This window comes from Vibrio sp. 10N.286.51.C3 (assembly GCF_003050065.1).
GTDB lineage: Bacteria > Pseudomonadota > Gammaproteobacteria > Enterobacterales > Vibrionaceae > Vibrio > Vibrio crassostreae.
In genome coordinates this window covers 157,254-176,880 of sequence record NZ_PIGC01000009.1, presented here as the reverse complement: position 1 = coordinate 176,880, position 19,627 = coordinate 157,254, and the positions used below count along the sequence as shown (strand labels likewise).

Genomic DNA, 19,627 nt, shown 5'->3' with positions numbered 1-19,627 from the left:
CAATAAGAATAAAGACAGAACGGATAGGTTAAGGCTTATCCGTTTTCAAAGGTAAGGACAGTCATGCCATTTGATCCATTGGTAACCGCGGTTATTGAAACCTCTTTAAATACTTTCGTGAACGATGATCCAGCTTTGGTTCGTCGTTTGTCTCGTTTAAAGGGGCAGATCATTCAAGTTAATTTGAAAGAGTTGAATAAAACACTCACTTTCGTTTTCAGCCAACAAATTGATGTGTTGTCGGAATACGAAGGGCAGCCTGATTGCTACCTATCTTTGAATTTATCGGTGTTACCGGAACTGCGTGAGCAATCGAACATCACCAAGCTGATCAAGCAAGATAAGCTGATCTTAGAGGGTGATATTCAACTGGCTCAGAAATTTGCTCAACTGATGACAGACTGCAAGCCTGACTTGGAAGAGTGGTTATCGCGCGTAACAGGTGATGTGGTTGCTCATACCTTGGTGCAAGGCGTTAAAAACGTCGGTGGTTTTGTGGCAAAGCAAGCCAGCAAACATCAAAGCCATGTTGCTCAAGTTCTGACTGAAGAGTGGAAGATCGCACCAGCACCGTTAGAAGTCGCGCACTTTTGCGATCAAGTTGATGACGTGAAAAGCTCTGCAGCACGCCTTGAAGCTAAGTTGAACGCCCTGTTGGAGAAAGCATGACCCCAACAGAACTGAAACGTCTTTATCATATTATCAAGGTACAGTTGGAATATGGCCTTGATGAATTGATGCCAGAGCACCAATTGACCAAAGCCCCTTTGCTGGCGCGAAAGTCGCTGTTTTGGCTTAAGAACAAGCATCAAGATAAAGAGTTGGGTCATCGCTTACGTCTCGCGCTGCAAGAGCTTGGGCCTGTGTGGATCAAGTTCGGACAGATGATGTCGACGCGTCGCGATTTGTTCCCTCCTCATATCGCCGATCAACTGGCACTGTTGCAAGACCAAGTTGCGCCATTCGATGGTCAATTGGCTAAACAAGATATGGAAAAGGCGCTCGGTGGCAGTTTAGATAACTGGTTTACCGACTTTGATATCGAGCCTCTGGCTTCTGCTTCTATCGCTCAGGTGCATACCGCAAAGCTTAAAGAGAGCGGTCGTGAGATTGTTCTCAAGGTAATTCGACCTGATATTCGCCCGGTGATTGACGCAGATCTAAAACTGATGCACCGAATGGCGCGTATAGTCGCTAAGTCGCTTCCTGAAGCACGTCGTTTGAAACCTGTTGAGGTGGTTCATGAGTACGAGAAAACGTTACTTGATGAACTAGACCTGCGCCGTGAGGCGGCCAATGCGATTCAACTGCGACGTAATTTTGAAGGCAGTGAAGAGCTGTATGTTCCAGAGGTTATCCCTGATTTAAGCAGTGAAACCTTGATGGTGTCAGAGCGAATCTATGGTATTCAGGTTTCGGATATTGAGACGTTAAACTCCAACGGCACCAACATGAAATTGCTCGCGGAACGTGGTGTGACCGTATTCTTCACCCAAGTATTTCGAGACAGCTTTTTCCATGCAGACATGCACCCGGGCAACGTATTCGTTAATCCAGAAAATCCAGATAACCCGCAGTGGATTGGTTTGGATTGTGGCATTGTCGGCACACTCAACAGTGAAGATAAGCGTTATTTAGCAGAAAACCTGCTGGCTTTCTTCAACCGAGATTATCGTAAAGTCGCTGAGCTGCACGTTGATTCGGGGTGGGTGCCACACGACACCAACGTCAACGACTTTGAGTTCGCGATTCGCATGGTGTGTGAGCCAATTTTTGCAAAACCACTTGGCGAGATCTCATTTGGCCATGTGTTGCTAAACTTATTTAATACAGCAAGACGTTTCAACATGGAGGTTCAACCTCAGTTGGTGCTTCTGCAGAAGACCTTGTTGTATGTGGAAGGTCTAGGCCGCCAGTTGTATCCGCAGCTTGATTTGTGGGCAACCGCCAAGCCTTTCCTTGAAACCTGGATGATGAATCAGGTGGGGCCGCAAGCTGTGATTAACGCAGTAAAAGAGCGCGCGCCATTCTGGGCAGAAAAACTGCCAGAGCTGCCAGAGCTACTTTATGACAGCTTGCGCCAAGGTAAAGCGATGAACCACAGAATGGATCAGCTTTATCAAGGTTACCGAGATAGTAAGCGTCAGCAAGCAACTGGAAAGTTTTTGTTTGGCGTTGGAGCCACTTTAGTCGTATGCTCCGCAATATTAGTTTCAAGCCCTTATGAGCAGCTATCTATGGGCTGTGGCATCGCAGGTGTCACATTTTGGTTGCTTAGTTGGCGAGCTTACCGTCGTTAGACAGTAGACTCTCTTAATATTTTTATGTGTAGACAGACCCGAGGACAATGACAATGGGTGGTATCAGTATTTGGCAACTTCTAATCATTGCTGTAATTGTAATTTTGCTATTCGGAACAAAGAAACTGCGCGGTATGGGTGGTGACTTAGGTTCAGCGGTTAAAGGCTTCAAAAAAGCGATGAGCGATGAAGACAAGCCTGCAGATAAGAAAGATGCAGACTTCGAACCAAAGAATATTGAACAGCAGAAGACAGAAGCTCACGCTGAAACAACTGCTGAAACAAAGAAAGACAAAGAGCAGGCGTAAATCGTGTTTGATATCGGTTTTTGGGAACTGGTATTAATATCTGTCGTTGGGTTAGTGGTTTTAGGGCCTGAGCGTTTGCCCGTGGCGATTCGCAGTATTTCCAAGTTTGTTGGACAAGCGAAAAGCATGGCAAATAGTGTGAAAGATGAACTTTCTCATGAGCTTAAGGTGCAGGAGCTGCAAGAAAACCTACGCAAGGCGGAAAAAATGGGCATGGAAGATTTATCTCCAGACCTTAAAGCGTCAGTCGATGAACTCAAGCAGGCCGCTGCTGAGGTTCAACGTCCGTATGCTAAGCCTGAGTCTGATAAGCCAAGTGAGACTAAACCTAGTGTCACGGAAACTGTGGAATCTGAAACCATTCAGGTCAACAGCGAAGCTTCAGCACCGTCAGATAAGAAAGCCGAATAGTCTCGCAAGGAGGAGTCGCCGGATACTTGAGTCGCTAGATGTTTAAATAGATAGCTATTCAAGTAAATAACTATTCAAGTGGATACCAATTCAACTGGATAGATACACGCGCGGCTCCTTTTCGATCTTCCTGTTTAAGAGGTTTGACATGTCTTCGACTGAGCAGACACAGCCTTTAATTAGCCACCTTCTAGAACTACGTAATCGTCTACTACGTGCGATTGTCGCGGTGCTAGTGATATTTGTCGGGCTAATTTATTTTGCTAATGATATTTATGAATTCGTATCAGCACCTTTGGTAGATCGTCTACCTGAAGGGGCGACGATGATCGCAACCGATGTTGCATCGCCATTTTTCACACCACTGAAATTAACCTTGATCGCGTCTATATTCCTCGCGGTTCCGTTTATTTTGTATCAGGTGTGGGCTTTTGTTGCTCCGGGTTTATACAAGCATGAAAAACGCTTGATCATGCCGCTATTGGCTTCAAGTTCATTGCTGTTTTACTGTGGTGTGGCGTTCGCTTACTTCATTGTATTCCCGTTGGTATTTGGCTTTTTTACGGCCATATCATTAGGGGGGGTAGAGTTCGCAACCGACATCTCAAGCTATCTTGATTTTGTACTCGCGCTGTTCTTTGCTTTTGGTATTGCCTTTGAAGTGCCCGTTGCGATTATCTTGCTATGTTGGACGGGGGCAACAACGCCTCAATCTCTATCTGAAAAGCGTCCTTACATCGTTGTAGGTGCTTTCATCATCGGTATGATGCTGACACCACCAGATATGATCTCACAAACACTGTTGGCGATTCCAATGTGTATTCTGTTTGAGATTGGTCTGTTCTTCGCACGTTTTTATACGCGTAAGCCAGATGCGGATGAAGAGGAAGAAGCTGAGTCTTAATTCGGAATGCTTCAGTAAGAATCACATAATAAAAAAGCGGCCTAGGGCCGCTTTTTTATTATGTCTGTTTATCGAATCTTTAACTGATAGCCACAGTTCTGACATATATAGAGCTCTTTGATGCCCAAAATCTTATGCCATAGGGTTCGATGTTGACGTTGTAAGTGTTGTGAATGGTCACACATAATCAACTACCTCCATATGCAGGTGGTTGATACTATACATATCACTTAGCTTTCTCAAATAAATTCAGGATAAATCCGTAATAATTACTTATTAATAGATTTATCATAGATTAAACAATGCCTTAGCATTTGTGCTGGTTATGTTTTCGACTTCTTCAAGGGTAATTCCGCGCAATTCGGCGATGCGTTTTGCCACCAATTCTGTATAGGCTGGCTCATTACGTTTACCGCGATTCGGTGTTGGTGCCAAGTATGGGCAATCTGTCTCTAGAATGACGTAATCCATATCAAGATGTGGGATTACCTTGTCCATCCCTGAGTTCTTAAAGGTCGAAACGCCGCCTAAACCTAAGTGAAAACCTAACGCATTGATCGCTTGAGCTTCCTCTAAGCTGCTGCCAAAACAGTGGAATACCCCGCGTAAGCTGCCATCTTGTTCTTTACGAAGTAGGGCAAGTGTCTCTTCAATGGAATCACGGGTGTGGATCACCACCGGTAGATCGAGCTCTTTTGCCCACTGCAGTTGAGTCACGAAAGCCATCTCTTGTTTAGCCTTGAAGGTTTTATCCCAGTACAAGTCGATACCAATCTCACCCACGGCGATAAAGTCATGCTTATCAAACCAAGCTCGAATGGTTTTGAGGGTTTGCTCGATATTCGCATCGACATAGCAAGGGTGTAAGCCCATCATTGAACGGCACACATCAGGAAACTGCGCTTCCGTTGCTAACATTGGCTCGATAGATTCTAAATCGATGTTCGGCAATAGAATGGTATCAATCCCTTGAGCCAGTGCGCGCTGTACGACTTGCTCGCGGTCTTCATCAAATTCGCTCGCGTAAATATGAGCATGGGTGTCGATCATTGTTTTGTCCTGAAAGCGGTCTTTACTGAGTTGTCATGAGTATACGGCAGTGTGAGGAGAAGGTCATTTTTTGCCATTTATCCCTGTTTTTGAGTGGGTTTCATATTTTACTGCTAGCGTCCTGAGCCATCAGTGATATGCTTTTGCCTGTATTTAGCACTTTTCATATCTAAGTATTTCGGTGCTTAGACTAGGCAAGGAGAATCTAGTGTCTGTTTCAATTCAAGGTCAATTCCCAGGTCGCCGTATGCGCCGTATGCGTAAGCACGACTTTAGCCGTCGCCTAATGGCAGAAAATCAATTGTCTGTGGATGATCTAATCTACCCAATGTTTATCCTGATGGGTAAAGACCGCCGCGAGCCTGTCGAGTCAATGCCAGGTGTTGAACGCTTGTCGATCGACTACATGCTTGAGGAAGCAGATTACCTGTCAAAGCTGGGTGTTCCTGCGATTGCTCTATTTCCAGTCGTGAACCAAGATGCTAAAAGTTTATGCGCAGCTGAAGCTCATAACTCAGAAGGTTTAGTGCAGCGCGCTGTACGTTTACTAAAAGAGCATGTGCCAAACATTGGCGTTATTACTGACGTAGCACTAGACCCGTTCACCACTCACGGCCAAGACGGCATCATCGATGAAGATGGTTACGTGATGAATGATGAGACGACTGAAGTCTTGATCAAGCAGGCGCTATCACACGCTGAAGCGGGTGCTGACGTGGTTGCACCATCGGACATGATGGACGGTCGTATTGGTAAGATCCGTGAAGCGTTAGAAGAAGCGGGCCATATTCATACTCAGATTATGGCGTACTCTGCGAAATACGCATCGTGCTATTACGGTCCATTCCGCGACGCAGTCGGCAGTGCTTCGAACCTGAAAGGTGGTAACAAGAAGAACTACCAAATGGATCCTGCGAACAGCGATGAAGCGATTCACGAAGTCGCGATGGATCTTAATGAAGGTGCGGACATGGTGATGGTTAAGCCTGGCATGCCTTACCTAGATATCGTGCGCCGTGTGAAGCATGAACTTCAAGCGCCGACATTTGCATATCAAGTGTCTGGTGAGTATGCGATGCACAAAGCGGCGATTCAAAACGGTTGGCTGAAAGAGCGTGAAACCGTCATGGAATCACTGCTGTGCTTTAAGCGCGCTGGTGCTGATGGCATTCTTACTTACTTCGCTAAAGATGTGGCTGAATGGCTTGCAGAAGACAATGCACAAGCCGCAGAGCACTTAAAAGAAAAGTAATCGTGTAGAGTTCACTTAAGTGATCAGTAAAGGGTTGGCCATTGTGCCAGCCCTTTCGTTTATAAGGATGAATAAGATGTCAGTTGTCGTGCGTGAAGGTTCGTTAGAAGAAGTGGTGTCTGTTGTGGAGCAGATCTCTGAGTTCGCTAAAAAAGAGAGTGTCGCTTCTCTTTCAGAGCGGCTGGTAGGGAAAAAGAACCTTATCTTAGTGGTTGAAGAGGCTGGGGTGCTGCTTGGTTTTAAGATCGGCTATGAATTGGATCAGCAGACTTTTTACAGTTGGTTTGGTGGGGTGTCACCGCTCGCGAGGAACAAAGGCGTTGCACAGGCGCAATTAGACGCTCAGGAACAGTGGGCGAAAGAGCAGGGCTACAGACAGTTAAAGGTTAAGTCTCGTAACCAGTTCTCAGCCATGCTGCGCCTGTTATTAAGAAACGGTTACCTAATCGAAAAATTTGAAGAAAAAGAAGACATTAATGACCATAGAATCCATTTTTTGAAGCAAATTTGAACACTGTCGTTAACAGTATATAAATTAAATGAGATTTATTATCATTTAATTGTTGACTATCAAATGAGAATCATTATTATTAACTTCGTCTTAGGGAATGAGGAAATGTTCACAAGGATGTTAAGTACTCAAGTATCTACTTGGTTACCCAACAGAATTCTCGCGAACTTGTACTAAGTTCTTTTTGACACGACATTGCTCACATTGCTTCCAGTGTAATTTATAGCTTTTAGGTAAAGCTGTGGTATTCAATTTGAATGGCTTTACCGGTTTTTGCTAGGCGACATCTTCGGGTGTCGCTTTTTTTATACCTACCATTTCAACAAGATGCATATTTAGTGGCACGTATTTTTATGAATAAAACGCCATCAGCATTCTTTTCCACAACGCAAGATCGAGAAAAGATCGTTGATCATCTGTTCGATCTGTAAAATTATCCTTTATTTTCAGTTGTTTATTGGTGTTTTTTGAGTTGTTTACCTTAGTTCTCAACAGGGTGGATAAATAATATAAACAGAGTTATCCACAGAACGCTTGCGTCTAAGAACAAAAAATAACAACAAATCGATTATAACGAACACAACCGAGTGAACGGATACAGATCGACAACGTGGAATCCAACCAACAGACGTGGCATTCTTAACAGATAATTTCTGTACTTACTGGATACACAAACATTATGGCTCGTATTCCTGATAATCCATTGATTCTGATCGATGGCTCTTCTTACCTATATCGCGCGTTCCATGCTTACCCTGGCACAATGAGCAATGGTGATATCCCAACTAACGCTGTTTACGGTGTAGTTAACATGCTGCGCAGCATGATGCGTCAATTTGCTTCTGATCGTATTGCGGTAATTTTTGATGCGAAAGGAAAGACGTTCCGTGATGACATGTACCCAGAGTACAAGGCAAATCGTCCACCTATGCCTGATGATCTTCGTTGTCAGATTGAGCCTTTACACAATGTGATTCGTGCAATGGGTTTGCCACTTATCTCTATTCCCGGCGTTGAAGCGGATGATGTGATCGGTACACTTGCTTCTCAAGCTTCTGCGATGGGTATGCCTGTGCTTATTAGTACTGGCGATAAAGATATGGCGCAGCTGGTCGATGACAACGTTACTCTGATCAACACCATGACCAACGTGGTCATGGATCGTGAAGGCGTGATTGAGAAGTTTGGTATTCCACCAGAGCTTATCATCGACTACCTTGCACTGATGGGCGATAAAGTCGATAACATCCCAGGTGTTCCAGGTGTTGGTGACAAGACAGCGACTGCTTTGCTGCAAGGCATCGGTAGCATCGAGAAGTTGTACCAAAATCTTGATGATATTGCGGCGCTTGGTTTCCGTGGTTCAAAGACCATGGCTAAGAAGCTGATTGATAATAAAGACAACGCTGAGATGTCTTACGAGCTTGCTACGATCAAATTGGACGTCGAGTTAGAAGAGACACCTGAGTCGCTTGTAAAAGCACAACCAAACACGGATGAGCTGATTAAGCTATACGGTCAACTGGTCTTCAAGTCTTGGTTGAACGAGCTACTTGAAGGTGGCAGCGGTGTGGTTGAGGCGGATGAAAAGTCGGGCGCAGTGCGTAGCAATACGGCATCAACCACTTCTACCGTAGAAATGAACACCTCTGCCGTGACCATTGATCGCAGCAACTATGAAACCATCCTCGATGAAGCGTCATTCAATGTTTGGCTAAAGAAACTGAAAGCGGCTGAAGTGTTTGCCTTTGATACTGAAACAGACAGCCTAGATTACATGGTGGCGAACCTCGTTGGCCTGTCATTCGCGACTGAAGAAGGCGTTGCCGCTTACGTGCCAGTTGCTCATGATTACCTAGATGCACCGCAGCAGCTGGATCGCGATTGGGTACTTGAACAGCTTAAGCCGATTCTTGAAGATGATGCACAAGCAAAAGTAGGTCAGAACCTTAAGTATGATATGAGTGTGCTAGCGCGCTACGGTATCGAGATGAAAGGCATCAAACACGACACCATGTTGGCGTCTTACGTTTTCAATAGCGTAGGTGGCAAGCATGATATGGACAGCCTAGCGCTGCGTTTCCTTCAACACAGCTGCATCTCATTTGAGCAAATCGCAGGTAAAGGTAAGAAGCAGCTTACTTTCAACCAGATTGAGCTGGGTGAAGCGTCTCCATACGCAGCAGAAGATGCTGACGTGACTTTACGTCTTCATAACCGTTTGATGGAAAACATTGAGCAAGATGAAAAGCTAAAAGCCATCTATGAAGAAATTGAAGTACCACTGATCCCTGTGATGTCTCGCATTGAACGCACTGGCGTATTCATCGATGACATGTTGCTAGGCGCTCAATCGCAAGAGATTGCGGTTCGTCTGGATGAGCTAGAACAGAAAGCCTACGAGATTGCTGAGCAAGAGTTCAACATGAACTCGCCAAAACAGCTGCAAGCGATCCTGTTTGAGAAAATGGGCCTGCCTGTTATCAAGAAAACGCCATCAGGTGCACCTTCAACCAATGAAGAAGTGCTGCAAGAACTGGCTCTTGATTACCCGCTACCTAAGCTGATCATTGAGTATCGTGGTCTTGCGAAGCTGAAGTCTACCTATACAGATAAGCTGCCAAAGATGATCAACGCTGAAACCGGCCGTGTTCATACGTCTTACCACCAAGCGGTAACGGCGACGGGTCGTTTGTCTTCGACCGATCCAAACCTACAGAACATCCCAATTCGTAATGAAGAAGGTCGTCGTATCCGCCAAGCATTCGTTGCACAACATGGTTGGAAGATTCTAGCGGTCGATTACTCTCAAATTGAATTGCGTATCATGGCGCACCTTTCGGGTGATAAAGCGCTTCTGGAAGCATTCCAACAAGGTAAAGATATCCACGCGGCAACCGCGGCTGAGATCATTGGGGTTGATATTGAGCAGGTAACGACGGAACAACGTCGTCGCGCTAAAGCGGTTAACTTCGGTCTTATCTACGGCATGAGTGCTTTTGGCTTGGCTAAGCAACTGGGTATTCCACGTGGCGAAGCACAACATTACATGGATACTTACTTCGAGCGTTACCCTGGCGTGATGCAGTATATGGAAGACACGCGCAGTGCGGCTTCAGAGCAAGGTTTCGTAGAAACCATTTACGGTCGTCGTCTGCACCTTCCTGAAATCCAATCTCGTAATGGTATGCGTCGTAAGGCGGCTGAGCGTGCGGCGATCAACGCACCAATGCAAGGCACAGCGGCAGACATCATTAAGAAAGCGATGCTATTGGTTGATGAATGGATCCAAGCGGAAGGCGATGGTCGTGTGAAATTGCTTATGCAAGTACACGATGAATTGGTATTTGAAGTAGAAGAGTCATCTTTAGCCGAAATTGAAAGTAAAGTACAAGAATTGATGGAATCCGCTGCAGAGCTAGAAGTGCCGCTTGTCGCGGAAGCTGGCCACGGTGACAACTGGGATCAAGCCCACTAATCAGTTTTTGACCTTAATAAGTAAATTAGTATGAGCCAGTGCACAAACACTGGCTTTTTTTTGTCTCAAATAAAGTCAGGTCGTAGTAAGAATTTAGGTGTTTTAATAAAACATTCATGAAAAAAAACTACAAAAGTTGTTTTCATTTCTGAGCAATTGTTGTACATTAAATCTCGTAGGGTACAGAGGTAAGATGTTCTATCTTTCAGACCTTTTGTTTCACGTTATTGGATTAGGCTGATTCAGCCGCCCCAGTCAGTATTTGACTGGGGCGTTTTTTCTTGTGCGAAAGAAAAATATTTCCAACCTGCTATCCCCCCAAAAACCTCTCGTTTTTAGTGCCTTTCATTACACTTTCTCAAGCACAGTGATAAACCCCCTGATTTGCCTTAGATCTGGAATTCGACCAGCTTTTGGTAATTTAAATCCGTCTCTAAGTTGATTGTTTTATCGCTTGAAATAACTTTTATTTTACAAGTGATCGATAAAGGATTGATGGCTCACGCCTTATTTATCAGTGTATTGAGTCGGTGAATGCTCAATGTAATCCATGATTTTCTGTTGTTTCTCGGTGCTGTATTTCAGTGCTTCGGCGGTGATCTGGATGGATTGCGCCATCGAAGAGATATTGTTGGTCGCTTTTACCAAGGTTTGCTGCATTGGTTTCAGGATAAGCAGATAGATAGCGGTCAAAGCGATAATAATGACGGCGATAACGGCCGCCAGCGCAATGATGATCTTGGTCTGAATATCATCCAACAGCATTTGACTGGCTTGTTTAAAGGCGAGTCGAGATTGGTCTAAGGCTTGTGGCAGTTGATTGAGGGATGTCTTGGTGGAGCTCGCAAGCTTATTGATGCTTTCAACGGTTTGATTCAAGGCTTGTTGCTGGTCTTCGCTTAGATTGGGGTTGTTGACTATCGCCTGCAAAGATTGCGATATCACCTCAAGAGACTCACTCGCATCTTGGGCGTACTTTTCCATCCCATCTAAGTCCAAGGTCATATCGACATTGATCAGTGGGGCTTGTTCTTGTTCTGCTTCAGAAGCAAATCCTGTCAGTGAGACCAACATAAGTGCAATGATAGCCAATGGTGTTTTCCACATGAGTATTCCTTTCTCATTATCCTGTTTATTTAGATGTGTTTTTTAGTATGGTTCACTTCTGTTGCTTGTAACGGGTTAATCCTGTCTTTGATTCTCAGTTTTTGAGTTTAAATCGCTAATTTTAGGGAAAAAAATACCCCACCTATATAAGGAGGGGTATTGATAAGGCTAAATTACTTGCTGTAAGTGCTCTAACCTATAGTGATAAGTAGGGGAACTACTCTGAGTCGTTGTGCTCTTCGTCCGCTAGCTCATCAATGATTTGATCAGCAAGCGCAGGGGCAAACCACTCATCCATCTTGGCACGCAGTTGGTCAACGCCGATGCCCTTCATTGAAGAGAAGACATCAACCGCAACATCACCACCGAAAGATTTCGCGTCGTTACGGATTTTCAGTAGCTGTGCTTTACGCGCGCCACTTTTCAGTTTGTCTGCTTTTGTTAACAAAACCTGTACTGGGATGCGGCTATCGATAGCCCAGTAGATCATTTGTTGGTCAAGGTCTTTCATTGGGTGACGGATATCCATCAATACCACTAAACCTTTCAGGCTTTCACGTCGTTGTAGGTATTCACCTAACGACTTCTGCCATTTTTTCTTCATTTCAAGCGGTACTTGAGCAAAGCCATACCCAGGTAAATCGACGATATGACAACCGTCTGTCACCTTAAATAGGTTGATTAGCTGAGTTCGACCTGGTGTTTTACTGGTTTTCGCCAAGCTTTTTTGGTTGGTAACGCGATTTAGCGCGCTAGATTTACCAGCATTGGAGCGTCCTGCAAACGCAATTTCGATCCCTTCGTCTTCTGGTAAATGACGAATATCAGGTGCACTGGTAATGAAATGCGTGTTTTGATAATGAATTTTTACGCTCACTGTTAACTCCATCTCGACTTTGTGTAGTCGATTGATTACTTTTTTGTGAATTTGTGTAAAATAACCGTGCTCGGCATAAGGTCGCCTATTGTACCATGAGTGGCAACATAGAGTGGTACTGGAAGCTTGATAATTATAATGGAATGTCATGAAGAAATTAGCGCTAATTTTGAGTCTTTTAGCCAGCTGCTCAGTATGGGCTCAAGGTAGTATTGAAGCTGGTAAAGCCAAATCACAAACATGTGTTGCCTGCCACGGTGCTGACGGCAACAGTCTGATCACTCAGTACCCTAAGCTGGCCGGTCAACATGAGAAGTATCTAGAGAAGCAGTTAAAAGAGCTTAAGCTAGGTATGACAAGTGGTGGTAAGCAAGGTCGTTACGAACCTGTAATGGGTGCAATGGCGATGCCTTTATCTGAAGAAGATATGGCTGACCTAGCGGCATACTACGCCTCTCTACCTATCTCTAGTAACTCTACTCCTGAAAATGTAGTAGATGAAGGTAAGGTTCTTTACACAGCGGGTAACGCAGAACGCGGCGTAACGGCGTGTATTGCTTGTCATGGCCCTCGTGGTAATGGTACCGAACTTTCTGGTTTCCCTAAGATTTCAGGTCAGCACGCAGATTACATCAAGGCTCAACTTGAAAAATTCCGCGATGGTGACCGTAATAACGACATGAATGCGATGATGCGTGATGTAGCTAAAAAGTTAACAGACGCTGATATTGATACCTTATCGAAGTACGTTGGTGGTTTACACTAATTTGTCGGTTTCTTGCTCTTAGCCAGAGTAAAGGAATGTACGTTCGAGCGAGATTGAAGAGACGCCCCGATCAGTAATGGTCGGGGCGTTTTCTTTTGTATTGGTTTTATTAATGCGTTTTGTGTTTATGTCTGATTTATCAATGTGTGATCGATTTGTGTACAAAAGTGTGAAGTCGCACTCTTGTAGTCTTTTTGTAACACGGTAAAGTAACCGCCATCAGCTAGGAGCTGACTTAGATATGGATGATCATCTAGTCTAACGGTATAGACAGAAATGGATCAGGCTAGGACAGCCCAGCAACAAGGTGTTAGAAAAGGATAGCCAAAACTCATCAGGACGATGAACAACAAACAAATTTGGCATGGAAAGCACCAATAACAAATGGAGATTTGTGTACCAAGTTGAGTATGCAAATTTTGGCCGATATAGGCAGATTTAGAGAGCGATAGGTTTTCCTATCGCTTTTTTTATTGATTTGATGAAAAAACACCCAATACCTCTCCACTATAAACTCAGTTTCTGGTATGTTTCGCATCCCTGTTTAAGGATGTGCTATGTATACTTGTCCCTTATGCCATCACCAAGGCGTGAATCACTATTTTGAAGACAAACGCAGAGCCTATCTGCAGTGTCAGCAATGTGAACTGGTATTTGTTAAACCTGAACAAAGGTTAGAAGCAAAAGAAGAAAAAGCACACTATGATCTCCATGAGAACGATCCTAGTGATGCAGGCTATCGCCGCTTTTTATCTCGCATCGCGGATCCACTAACAGACAAAATTTCATCTAACTCACACGGGTTGGATTTTGGTTGTGGCCCAGGCCCTACGCTATCTATTATGTTAGAAGAAGCCGGACACACCATGGAGTTGTACGATATCTATTACCACCCAGAACCCTCTGTGTTGGAAAAAACGTATGACTTTATGACTGCCACGGAGGTGATAGAGCATCTTTATCACCCACACAAAGTGTGGCAGCAATGGTTGAATTTAGTTAAACCCAAGGGCTGGATTGGTCTTATGACTAAACTAGTAATAGACGTAGACGCGTTTGCTGGTTGGCACTACAAGAATGACCCGACACATGTCGTCTTCTTTAGTCGTCAAACATTCCAGTTTTTGGCAGAGCGGGATAAGCTCGAACTAGAATTTTTTGGAAATGATGTAATTTTACTGAGGAAAGTGCAGTAATGGGTCGTAGTAAGAAATCAAGAAAGCCGGGAGCACTTGGCGCTCCGGAGCCTATGGTTACTCGTAACCGTAGTGAATCTGATGTTGAAGGTCGTGAACGTAAGCGTGTTAAAAAGCGTAAAGGCCTTAAGTCTGGCAGCCGTCACTCAGATGGTAGCGAAGCAAAACAGCGTAAAGCTGCACAAGCTCGTGATCCACGTTTAGGCAGCAAGAAAAAAATTCCGCTGATCGTTGAACCAGCGAAGAAGCCGACTAAACAAGAGCGCAAGCTATCTAACGAACAAGAGTTAGAGATGCTTGAGAATGACGCTCAACTGAACACACTCCTAGATCGTATCGAAAATGGTGAAAACCTAGGTGCTGGTCTACAGAAGTTTGTTGATGAGAAACTTGATCGTATCGAACACCTAATGGGACGCTTAGGTCTACTAGAGCCAGAAGACGATGAAGAAGAGATCTTCGAAGAAGCACCGGTTGCCTCTAAGAAGAAAGCGAGCTCTGACGAAGACTTGCTATCTCAATTCGAAGATTTCGATTTAGACAGCTTTAAAGGTTAATAGCCAGTGAACGTAACCTTATTAGCAATTGCTGGTGGAATTATCATTCTCGGCTTGGGCTCTTACGCAGGTTACCTTCTACTTCAAGTGAAGAAGCAGACGGAGTTGCAAAAGCAGCATCAAGCACTAGCCATTGAAAAACGCAACGCGACGATTTACGAAAACGTAAATACTTTGTGCTTAGCGGGCATTCAAGGGCAATGTGACTTACCTGAGATCAGTATCCGAGTGTGTATCATTATGGATAATGTTCAGGGTGATGAGCGTGTCGATTTTGATTCTGAGTATCCTGCTCTTTCTGAGCTGTACCATATCGTAAAAGATATGGCTCGCGGAGAGGCAAGACAGGAACTGACGAAGAAAGAGCGCATGCAGCAGAATCTCACGCGCCATAAGGCAGAGACTCGCTTGAATGATGCGGTCATTGAAGATCTGAAAAGGTTGCAAGAGAAGGTTAAACCTCTCAACAACCAAATCAACATTCAGATGATCTAGTCGCTAAGACTATTTAAAATAGAGGCTTGTTTAATACAGGGTGTTCTTGAGACACCTTATCTTTATAGATAGTGTTAAATGAGCCTTCTTACCTTTTGCGTCTCGTTAATCCCGACGCTTTGTTAGTGATCAAGCTAGCAGTTCTGAGTTTTTGTCTAAAAAATTGATTTTGTCTTGGAACGACCTTACAGGTCGTGTGGCAAAATAACCCGTCTATATTTTAATGTATGTAAAATGATTTGAGAGACCTTAGGTTCTCGCGGATCTAAATTGGAAATACCGCTATGTCGAGCAAGCCAGTAACAACGAATCAGCAAATCGTTTGGGATCAAGAGATCTTAAACAAGTACAACTATTCGGGACCTCGTTACACCTCATACCCAACTGCGTTGGAGTTTCATGAAGCGTTTACCGTCGCTGATTACGACATGGCGTGTACTCAATATCCTGAGCGTCCACTCTCTCTTTACGTGCATATCCCGTTCTGCCACAAGCTTTGTTACTACTGTGGTTGTAATAAAGTCATTACTCGTCACTCGCATAAAGCGGATGAGTACCTTGATGTGATTGAACATGAAATCCGCCAACGCGCCTCTTTATTGAATGGCCGTGAAGTGACGCAATTGCACTTCGGTGGTGGTACGCCAACGTTCTTGACCAAAACACAAATCACTCGTTTGATGAGTATTTTGCGTGAAGAGTTTAACTTCACCGCTGACGCTGAAATCAGTATTGAAGTTGACCCGCGTGAGATTGAGCTAGACGTACTTGACCACCTGCGTAACGAAGGCTTCAACCGCCTGAGCATTGGCGTGCAAGACTTCAATAAAGAAGTGCAGAAACTGGTTAACCGTGAGCAAGATGAAGAGTTCATCATTGCGATGGTTAAACGAGCGAAAGAGCTAGGCTTCCGTTCAACTAATCTGGATTTGATCTACGGCCTACCAAAGCAGACTCAAGCTTTGTTCGCTGAAACATTGAAGCAAGTGTTAGAAATGAAGCCGGGCCGTTTATCGGTATTTAACTACGCACACATGCCTCAGCTGTTTGCGGCGCAGCGTAAGATTAAAGACGAAGATCTACCTGAAGCGAAAGAGAAAATGGCTATCTTGCAAGATACCATCGAGACGCTAACGGGAGCGGGTTACCAGTTCATTGGTATGGATCACTTCGCACTACCTGAAGATGAGCTAGCCGTAGCACAGCGTGAAGGTATTCTGCATCGTAACTTCCAAGGCTACACCACCCAAGGTGAAGCTGACTTAATTGGTTTCGGTGTTTCTGCGATTTCTATGGTTGGTGATGCTTACGCACAAAACCAAAAAGAGTTGAAGAAGTACTACGCTCAGGTGAATGATTTGCGTCATGCACTTTGGAAAGGTGTGGCACTAGACAGTGATGACCTTCTACGCCGTGAAGTGATCAAGCAGCTTATCTGTAACTTCAAGCTTGATAAAACCATGATCGAGTCTGAGTTCTCGGTTAACTTTAATCGCTACTTCAAAGAAGATTTAGAGCTTCTACAAACCTTCATCAACGATGATTTGGTTGAAGTCGATGACAAAGAAATCCGCGTTACTCTGCGTGGCCGTTTGCTGATCCGTAACATCTGTATGTGCTTTGACAAGTATCTACGCGCTAAGGCTCGCCAGCAGCAATTCTCTCGCGTTATCTAATCGCTCGATTGAGAATAGAAACATAAAAAATGCCAGCATCATGCTGGCATTTTTATATCTGACTCATTCGATTTCTGCCTGACTAGGTGAGGCTCTCAGTGGTATTTTGTTTTACCTTGGCACTTTGCTTGGAGTTGTTGAGGTCGGTAGGCCATTGGTCAAACGGAACTGGACGGCTGTATAAGAACCCTTGAGCAAGCGGGCACTGCAGCTGTTTGAGGAGTTCAGCCTGTTGCTGTGTTTCAACGCCTTCGGCCACCAAGCTCACTTTGAAACCCTTAGTGATGTTAACGATGGCCGCGACGATGGAGCTATCTAGGTTCTCTTTTTCTAGCTTGCTAACGAAGCTACGATCGATTTTCAGGCAATCAAATGGCAGCTTTTGCAGATAGGCTAGGGAAGAGTAGCCAGTACCAAAATCATCAATTGCGATTGAGACCCCTAATGCTTTTAGTGTCAGCATGTTATCGATGATGGTCGGGTCGTTGTCGACGATGCGTGATTCGGTGATCTCTAGTGTCAGGTTGCTTGCTGGCAGCTTTGTGTCTCGCAACGTGCCTTTTACTTGTTCAACAAAGCCACTTTCGCTTAGCTGATCGACCGATAGATTTACGTGAATCGAGAAATCTTTGCTCCACTTTCCTGACTCAATCGCGATGGCTGTATCTCGACACGACTTATGCAGAATTTGTTTTCCGATATCGTAAATGAGCCCGCTCTCTTCCGCGAGAGGAATGAACTCGAGTGGCGAGATCACCCCTTCATCGGTTATCCAGCGAGCTAAAGCTTCAGCTCCAATAGTTGACCCGGATTCCAGATCAATAATAGGCTGGTAAAACGGTTCGAACTGCTGAAGCTCAATCGCTCGATTCATCCGCGCTAGCATCTTGGTTCGATGTCTTGATGCTTTGCCCATTTCAGGGCTATAAATACTGACATTGGTTTTGTCTTGTTTCGCATTGCTCAATGCAATACTGCTGCTGCGTAACAGTAGTGTGATGTCGTGGAGATTCGAGACCTTCACTATCCCCATCGATACCTTAATCACCACGCTCTCCGATTCCATTGAAAATGGGGAAGCGAAGGTTTGAAGTAAGCGATTAGTCAGGAGCTGAACATCATCGCTTTGCGTAACGTTTGGCGCATAGATGGCAAACTCATCACCACCAGTACGAGCCAGCAGGTATTCGGATGGCAGTGTGCCTCTTAAGCGTGCGGCCGAAATGATAAGCAGCTGATCACCATTGTAATGACCTAGGCTGTCATTGATGTCTCGGAAGCGATCAATACCAATCAAATACAGCGTGCCTTTTTCGTTGTCAGGATGTTTCTTGGCAGCGTCAATAAAGCCTTCACGACTGTATAGCTTAGTTAATGAGTCATAGGTAACTTGAGACTGTAACGCGTGAAACGAGGCCTTTAAGTTGTTGGTCATTTCATTGAATGACTCCACCAACATGCTAGTTTCATAGATATGACCCATCTTTGGCATGCTCGTGTCCCAATCGCCCTTAGCAAGGCGTTTTGCTGCATCCGCTGTCGAGGTTATCGGTTGGGTTACACGATTAAAGGCAATTAATCCTGCAATGACCCCAAGGCAACTCAGTGCCAGCCCGAGCAACCAACTGTTTCTTTGATTTTCTGGCAATTCACCGAGCAGATTACTTTCAGGGATCGACACCCCAATAAACCACGTGAGGCCGTGCTCATCTTCGTAAGGGGTGATTTGGTTGAAGTAGCGTTCGTTGTCTAGGCGGAAGCTAAAGCGCTGCTCGCCCAAATTATCGATTAGGTGGAATTGGTCTACGTAACTGGCGCTTTCACGTATGACGGGGTTAGCACTCTCTGTTGCGAGGAGACGTTGGCCCTTGTGGGTTTTTCCTGTGCCCCATGAAACGACACTGCCTCCGCCTGAATGCGCGACTAAGCGTTGCTGTTTATCGATGATGTAAACAGAGGCATCCGTTCTATCTTTGAGCTTTCGGAGAAATGCATTGAAGGTATTGATCTTGATGTCGCTGACTACGACGGCTTTGAATTCGTTATCATCATAGATAGGTGCGAGAGCAGATAAGGTGATTTCTTGGCGCTCGTCAGCATTGGCATAAATTGGTGACCATAACGGTTTTTTCTGTGTCGCAACGGGTGTGTACCAAGGACGGATTCTTGGATCGTAACCTGAAATTACCGAGCGAATGTCTTCACTGATCTTACTGCCACGGTAAATGACCAACTGATCATTGGTGCGTTCGTCTTGCACCATCAAGGTGTAGCCTTTATTGGCTTCTTTGCGGAAACCGACGTAGTTACCATCTTCAGAACCAAAGCCGATAACATCGAGTTGAGGTACAGCAGTGTAATGGTCTGAAAACGTATAAAAAATATAGTCTTGGACCTTGCTGAGATTACCCGCTTGATAAAGGTGGTGGTAGCCGATGTTATGGCTGAGCGAGAGGTTCGCATGAAATGGCTTTTCTAAAAAATTAGACAGGCTTTGATGAACATTATCAGTCAGTGATGTTAGTTGGCGTGCACTAACATCACTCACCATCTCTTTGTAGCTTAGCTTTTGAGTGAAAACCATTACGCCCATAGTGAACAGAAAAATCATCACGAATGGCAGAACCACTGCGGTTCTCAAAGTAATTTGTGTTTTCAAAGACATCTTTAGCTACAACTTTGGTGAATAGTGTACCGTAATTGTACCGACACTATTCAAACCAAGCGACACTTTTTTGG

18 protein-coding genes are annotated in these 19,627 nt (G+C 44.7%); 14 read left to right on the top strand and 4 right to left on the bottom strand.

Translation table 11 applies throughout. The features are described from left to right. Window positions 1-63: 63 nt before the first annotated feature. The 5 genes from CWO27_RS12270 (at window position 64) to tatC (ending at window position 3,923) form a co-directional block, all read left to right on the top strand. On the top strand, window positions 64-669 hold the full coding sequence (locus CWO27_RS12270; RefSeq protein WP_102432214.1) for a ubiquinone biosynthesis accessory factor UbiJ: 606 nt from the start codon (window positions 64-66) through the stop codon (window positions 667-669). Next, on the top strand, window positions 666-2,300 hold the full coding sequence (gene ubiB / locus CWO27_RS12265) for a ubiquinone biosynthesis regulatory protein kinase UbiB (protein ID WP_107899035.1): 1,635 nt from the start codon (window positions 666-668) through the stop codon (window positions 2,298-2,300). Before CWO27_RS12270 ends, ubiB begins: the two co-directional genes overlap by 4 nt. A gap of 53 nt (window positions 2,301-2,353) precedes the next feature. Further along, window positions 2,354-2,608, top strand: a complete 255-nt coding sequence (tatA, locus tag CWO27_RS12260) for a Sec-independent protein translocase subunit TatA (protein WP_017060154.1) — start codon at window positions 2,354-2,356, stop codon at window positions 2,606-2,608. A gap of 3 nt (window positions 2,609-2,611) precedes the next feature. After that, a complete protein-coding gene (tatB, locus tag CWO27_RS12255) occupies window positions 2,612-3,019 on the top strand; it encodes a Sec-independent protein translocase protein TatB (protein ID WP_048612432.1) in 408 nt (135 codons plus the stop codon). A 148-nt stretch (window positions 3,020-3,167) separates the two neighbouring features. Beyond that, window positions 3,168-3,923 (top strand): twin-arginine translocase subunit TatC, encoded by a 756-nt coding sequence (gene tatC / locus CWO27_RS12250; RefSeq protein ID WP_017060156.1) that lies wholly within the window; start codon window positions 3,168-3,170, stop codon window positions 3,921-3,923. A 288-nt stretch (window positions 3,924-4,211) separates the two neighbouring features. Here the strand turns inward: tatC and CWO27_RS12245 are convergent, their stop codons facing one another. Continuing rightward, on the bottom strand, window positions 4,212-4,973 hold the full coding sequence (locus CWO27_RS12245) for a TatD family hydrolase (RefSeq protein ID WP_107899034.1): 762 nt from the start codon (window positions 4,971-4,973) through the stop codon (window positions 4,212-4,214). A 208-nt stretch (window positions 4,974-5,181) separates the two neighbouring features. On the opposite strand from CWO27_RS12245, the gene hemB reads away from it, so the two are divergent. From hemB to CWO27_RS23975, 4 genes are all read left to right on the top strand, one after another. Then, window positions 5,182-6,225, top strand: a complete 1,044-nt coding sequence (gene hemB, locus CWO27_RS12240; protein ID WP_017060158.1) for a porphobilinogen synthase — start codon at window positions 5,182-5,184, stop codon at window positions 6,223-6,225. Window positions 6,226-6,301: 76 nt separating this feature from the next. Continuing rightward, window positions 6,302-6,736 carry a GNAT family N-acetyltransferase gene (locus CWO27_RS12235; protein WP_107899033.1) on the top strand — a complete coding sequence of 145 codons (435 nt, stop codon included), beginning with the start codon at window positions 6,302-6,304 and terminating at the stop codon, window positions 6,734-6,736. Between the two features lie 679 nt (window positions 6,737-7,415). After that, entirely contained in the window at window positions 7,416-10,214 is a 2,799-nt protein-coding gene (gene polA / locus CWO27_RS12230; protein WP_107899032.1) for a DNA polymerase I, read from the top strand. Between the two features lie 193 nt (window positions 10,215-10,407). Then, complete coding sequence (locus tag CWO27_RS23975; protein ID WP_438356636.1) at window positions 10,408-10,455, top strand: hypothetical protein; 48 nt, start codon at window positions 10,408-10,410, stop codon at window positions 10,453-10,455. Between the two features lie 266 nt (window positions 10,456-10,721). On the opposite strand, the gene CWO27_RS12220 is transcribed toward CWO27_RS23975, so the two are convergent. Both CWO27_RS12220 and yihA read right to left on the bottom strand, forming a co-directional pair. Further along, on the bottom strand, window positions 10,722-11,321 hold the full coding sequence (locus tag CWO27_RS12220) for a GTP-binding protein (protein ID WP_107899030.1): 600 nt from the start codon (window positions 11,319-11,321) through the stop codon (window positions 10,722-10,724). A gap of 217 nt (window positions 11,322-11,538) precedes the next feature. After that, entirely contained in the window at window positions 11,539-12,198 is a 660-nt protein-coding gene (gene yihA / locus CWO27_RS12215) for a ribosome biogenesis GTP-binding protein YihA/YsxC (protein WP_017060162.1), read from the bottom strand. Window positions 12,199-12,346: 148 nt separating this feature from the next. Between yihA and CWO27_RS12210 the strand changes: the two genes are divergently transcribed. From CWO27_RS12210 to hemN, 5 genes are all read left to right on the top strand, one after another. Further along, window positions 12,347-12,964, top strand: a complete 618-nt coding sequence (locus tag CWO27_RS12210) for a c-type cytochrome (protein ID WP_012602993.1) — start codon at window positions 12,347-12,349, stop codon at window positions 12,962-12,964. 557 nt (window positions 12,965-13,521) lie between these two features. Next, window positions 13,522-14,160 (top strand): class I SAM-dependent methyltransferase, encoded by a 639-nt coding sequence (locus CWO27_RS12205; protein ID WP_107899029.1) that lies wholly within the window; start codon window positions 13,522-13,524, stop codon window positions 14,158-14,160. Then, window positions 14,160-14,717 (top strand): Der GTPase-activating protein YihI, encoded by a 558-nt coding sequence (gene yihI, locus CWO27_RS12200; protein ID WP_017060163.1) that lies wholly within the window; start codon window positions 14,160-14,162, stop codon window positions 14,715-14,717. The genes CWO27_RS12205 and yihI overlap by 1 nt, the downstream gene beginning before the upstream one ends. A gap of 6 nt (window positions 14,718-14,723) precedes the next feature. Then, window positions 14,724-15,212 (top strand): DUF2489 domain-containing protein, encoded by a 489-nt coding sequence (locus CWO27_RS12195; RefSeq protein WP_017060164.1) that lies wholly within the window; start codon window positions 14,724-14,726, stop codon window positions 15,210-15,212. Window positions 15,213-15,496: 284 nt separating this feature from the next. Beyond that, window positions 15,497-16,888, top strand: coding sequence for an oxygen-independent coproporphyrinogen III oxidase (hemN, locus tag CWO27_RS12190; protein ID WP_017070103.1), 1,392 nt, complete (start codon window positions 15,497-15,499; stop codon window positions 16,886-16,888). Window positions 16,889-16,970: 82 nt separating this feature from the next. Here the strand turns inward: hemN and CWO27_RS12185 are convergent, their stop codons facing one another. Beyond that, window positions 16,971-19,553, bottom strand: coding sequence for a bifunctional diguanylate cyclase/phosphodiesterase (locus CWO27_RS12185; RefSeq protein WP_107899028.1), 2,583 nt, complete (start codon window positions 19,551-19,553; stop codon window positions 16,971-16,973). Window positions 19,554-19,627 lie beyond the last annotated feature (74 nt).

Bases quoted from the DNA above. Each gene is read 5' to 3' on its own strand.
- CWO27_RS12210 (WP_012602993.1), top strand. From the start codon at position 12,347: ATGAAGAAATTAGCGCTAATTTTGAGTCTTTTAGCCAGCTGCTCAGTA.
- CWO27_RS12270 (WP_102432214.1), top strand. From the start codon at position 64: ATGCCATTTGATCCATTGGTAACCGCGGTTATTGAAACCTCTTTAAAT.
- CWO27_RS12220 (WP_107899030.1), bottom strand. From the start codon at position 11,321: ATGTGGAAAACACCATTGGCTATCATTGCACTTATGTTGGTCTCACTG.
- hemN (WP_017070103.1), top strand. From the start codon at position 15,497: ATGTCGAGCAAGCCAGTAACAACGAATCAGCAAATCGTTTGGGATCAA.
- ubiB (WP_107899035.1), top strand. From the start codon at position 666: ATGACCCCAACAGAACTGAAACGTCTTTATCATATTATCAAGGTACAG.
- polA (WP_107899032.1), top strand. From the start codon at position 7,416: ATGGCTCGTATTCCTGATAATCCATTGATTCTGATCGATGGCTCTTCT.
- CWO27_RS12235 (WP_107899033.1), top strand. From the start codon at position 6,302: ATGTCAGTTGTCGTGCGTGAAGGTTCGTTAGAAGAAGTGGTGTCTGTT.
- CWO27_RS12185 (WP_107899028.1), bottom strand. From the start codon at position 19,553: ATGTCTTTGAAAACACAAATTACTTTGAGAACCGCAGTGGTTCTGCCA.
- tatC (WP_017060156.1), top strand. From the start codon at position 3,168: ATGTCTTCGACTGAGCAGACACAGCCTTTAATTAGCCACCTTCTAGAA.
- tatA (WP_017060154.1), top strand. From the start codon at position 2,354: ATGGGTGGTATCAGTATTTGGCAACTTCTAATCATTGCTGTAATTGTA.
- yihI (WP_017060163.1), top strand. From the start codon at position 14,160: ATGGGTCGTAGTAAGAAATCAAGAAAGCCGGGAGCACTTGGCGCTCCG.
- CWO27_RS12245 (WP_107899034.1), bottom strand. From the start codon at position 4,973: ATGATCGACACCCATGCTCATATTTACGCGAGCGAATTTGATGAAGAC.
- CWO27_RS12205 (WP_107899029.1), top strand. From the start codon at position 13,522: ATGTATACTTGTCCCTTATGCCATCACCAAGGCGTGAATCACTATTTT.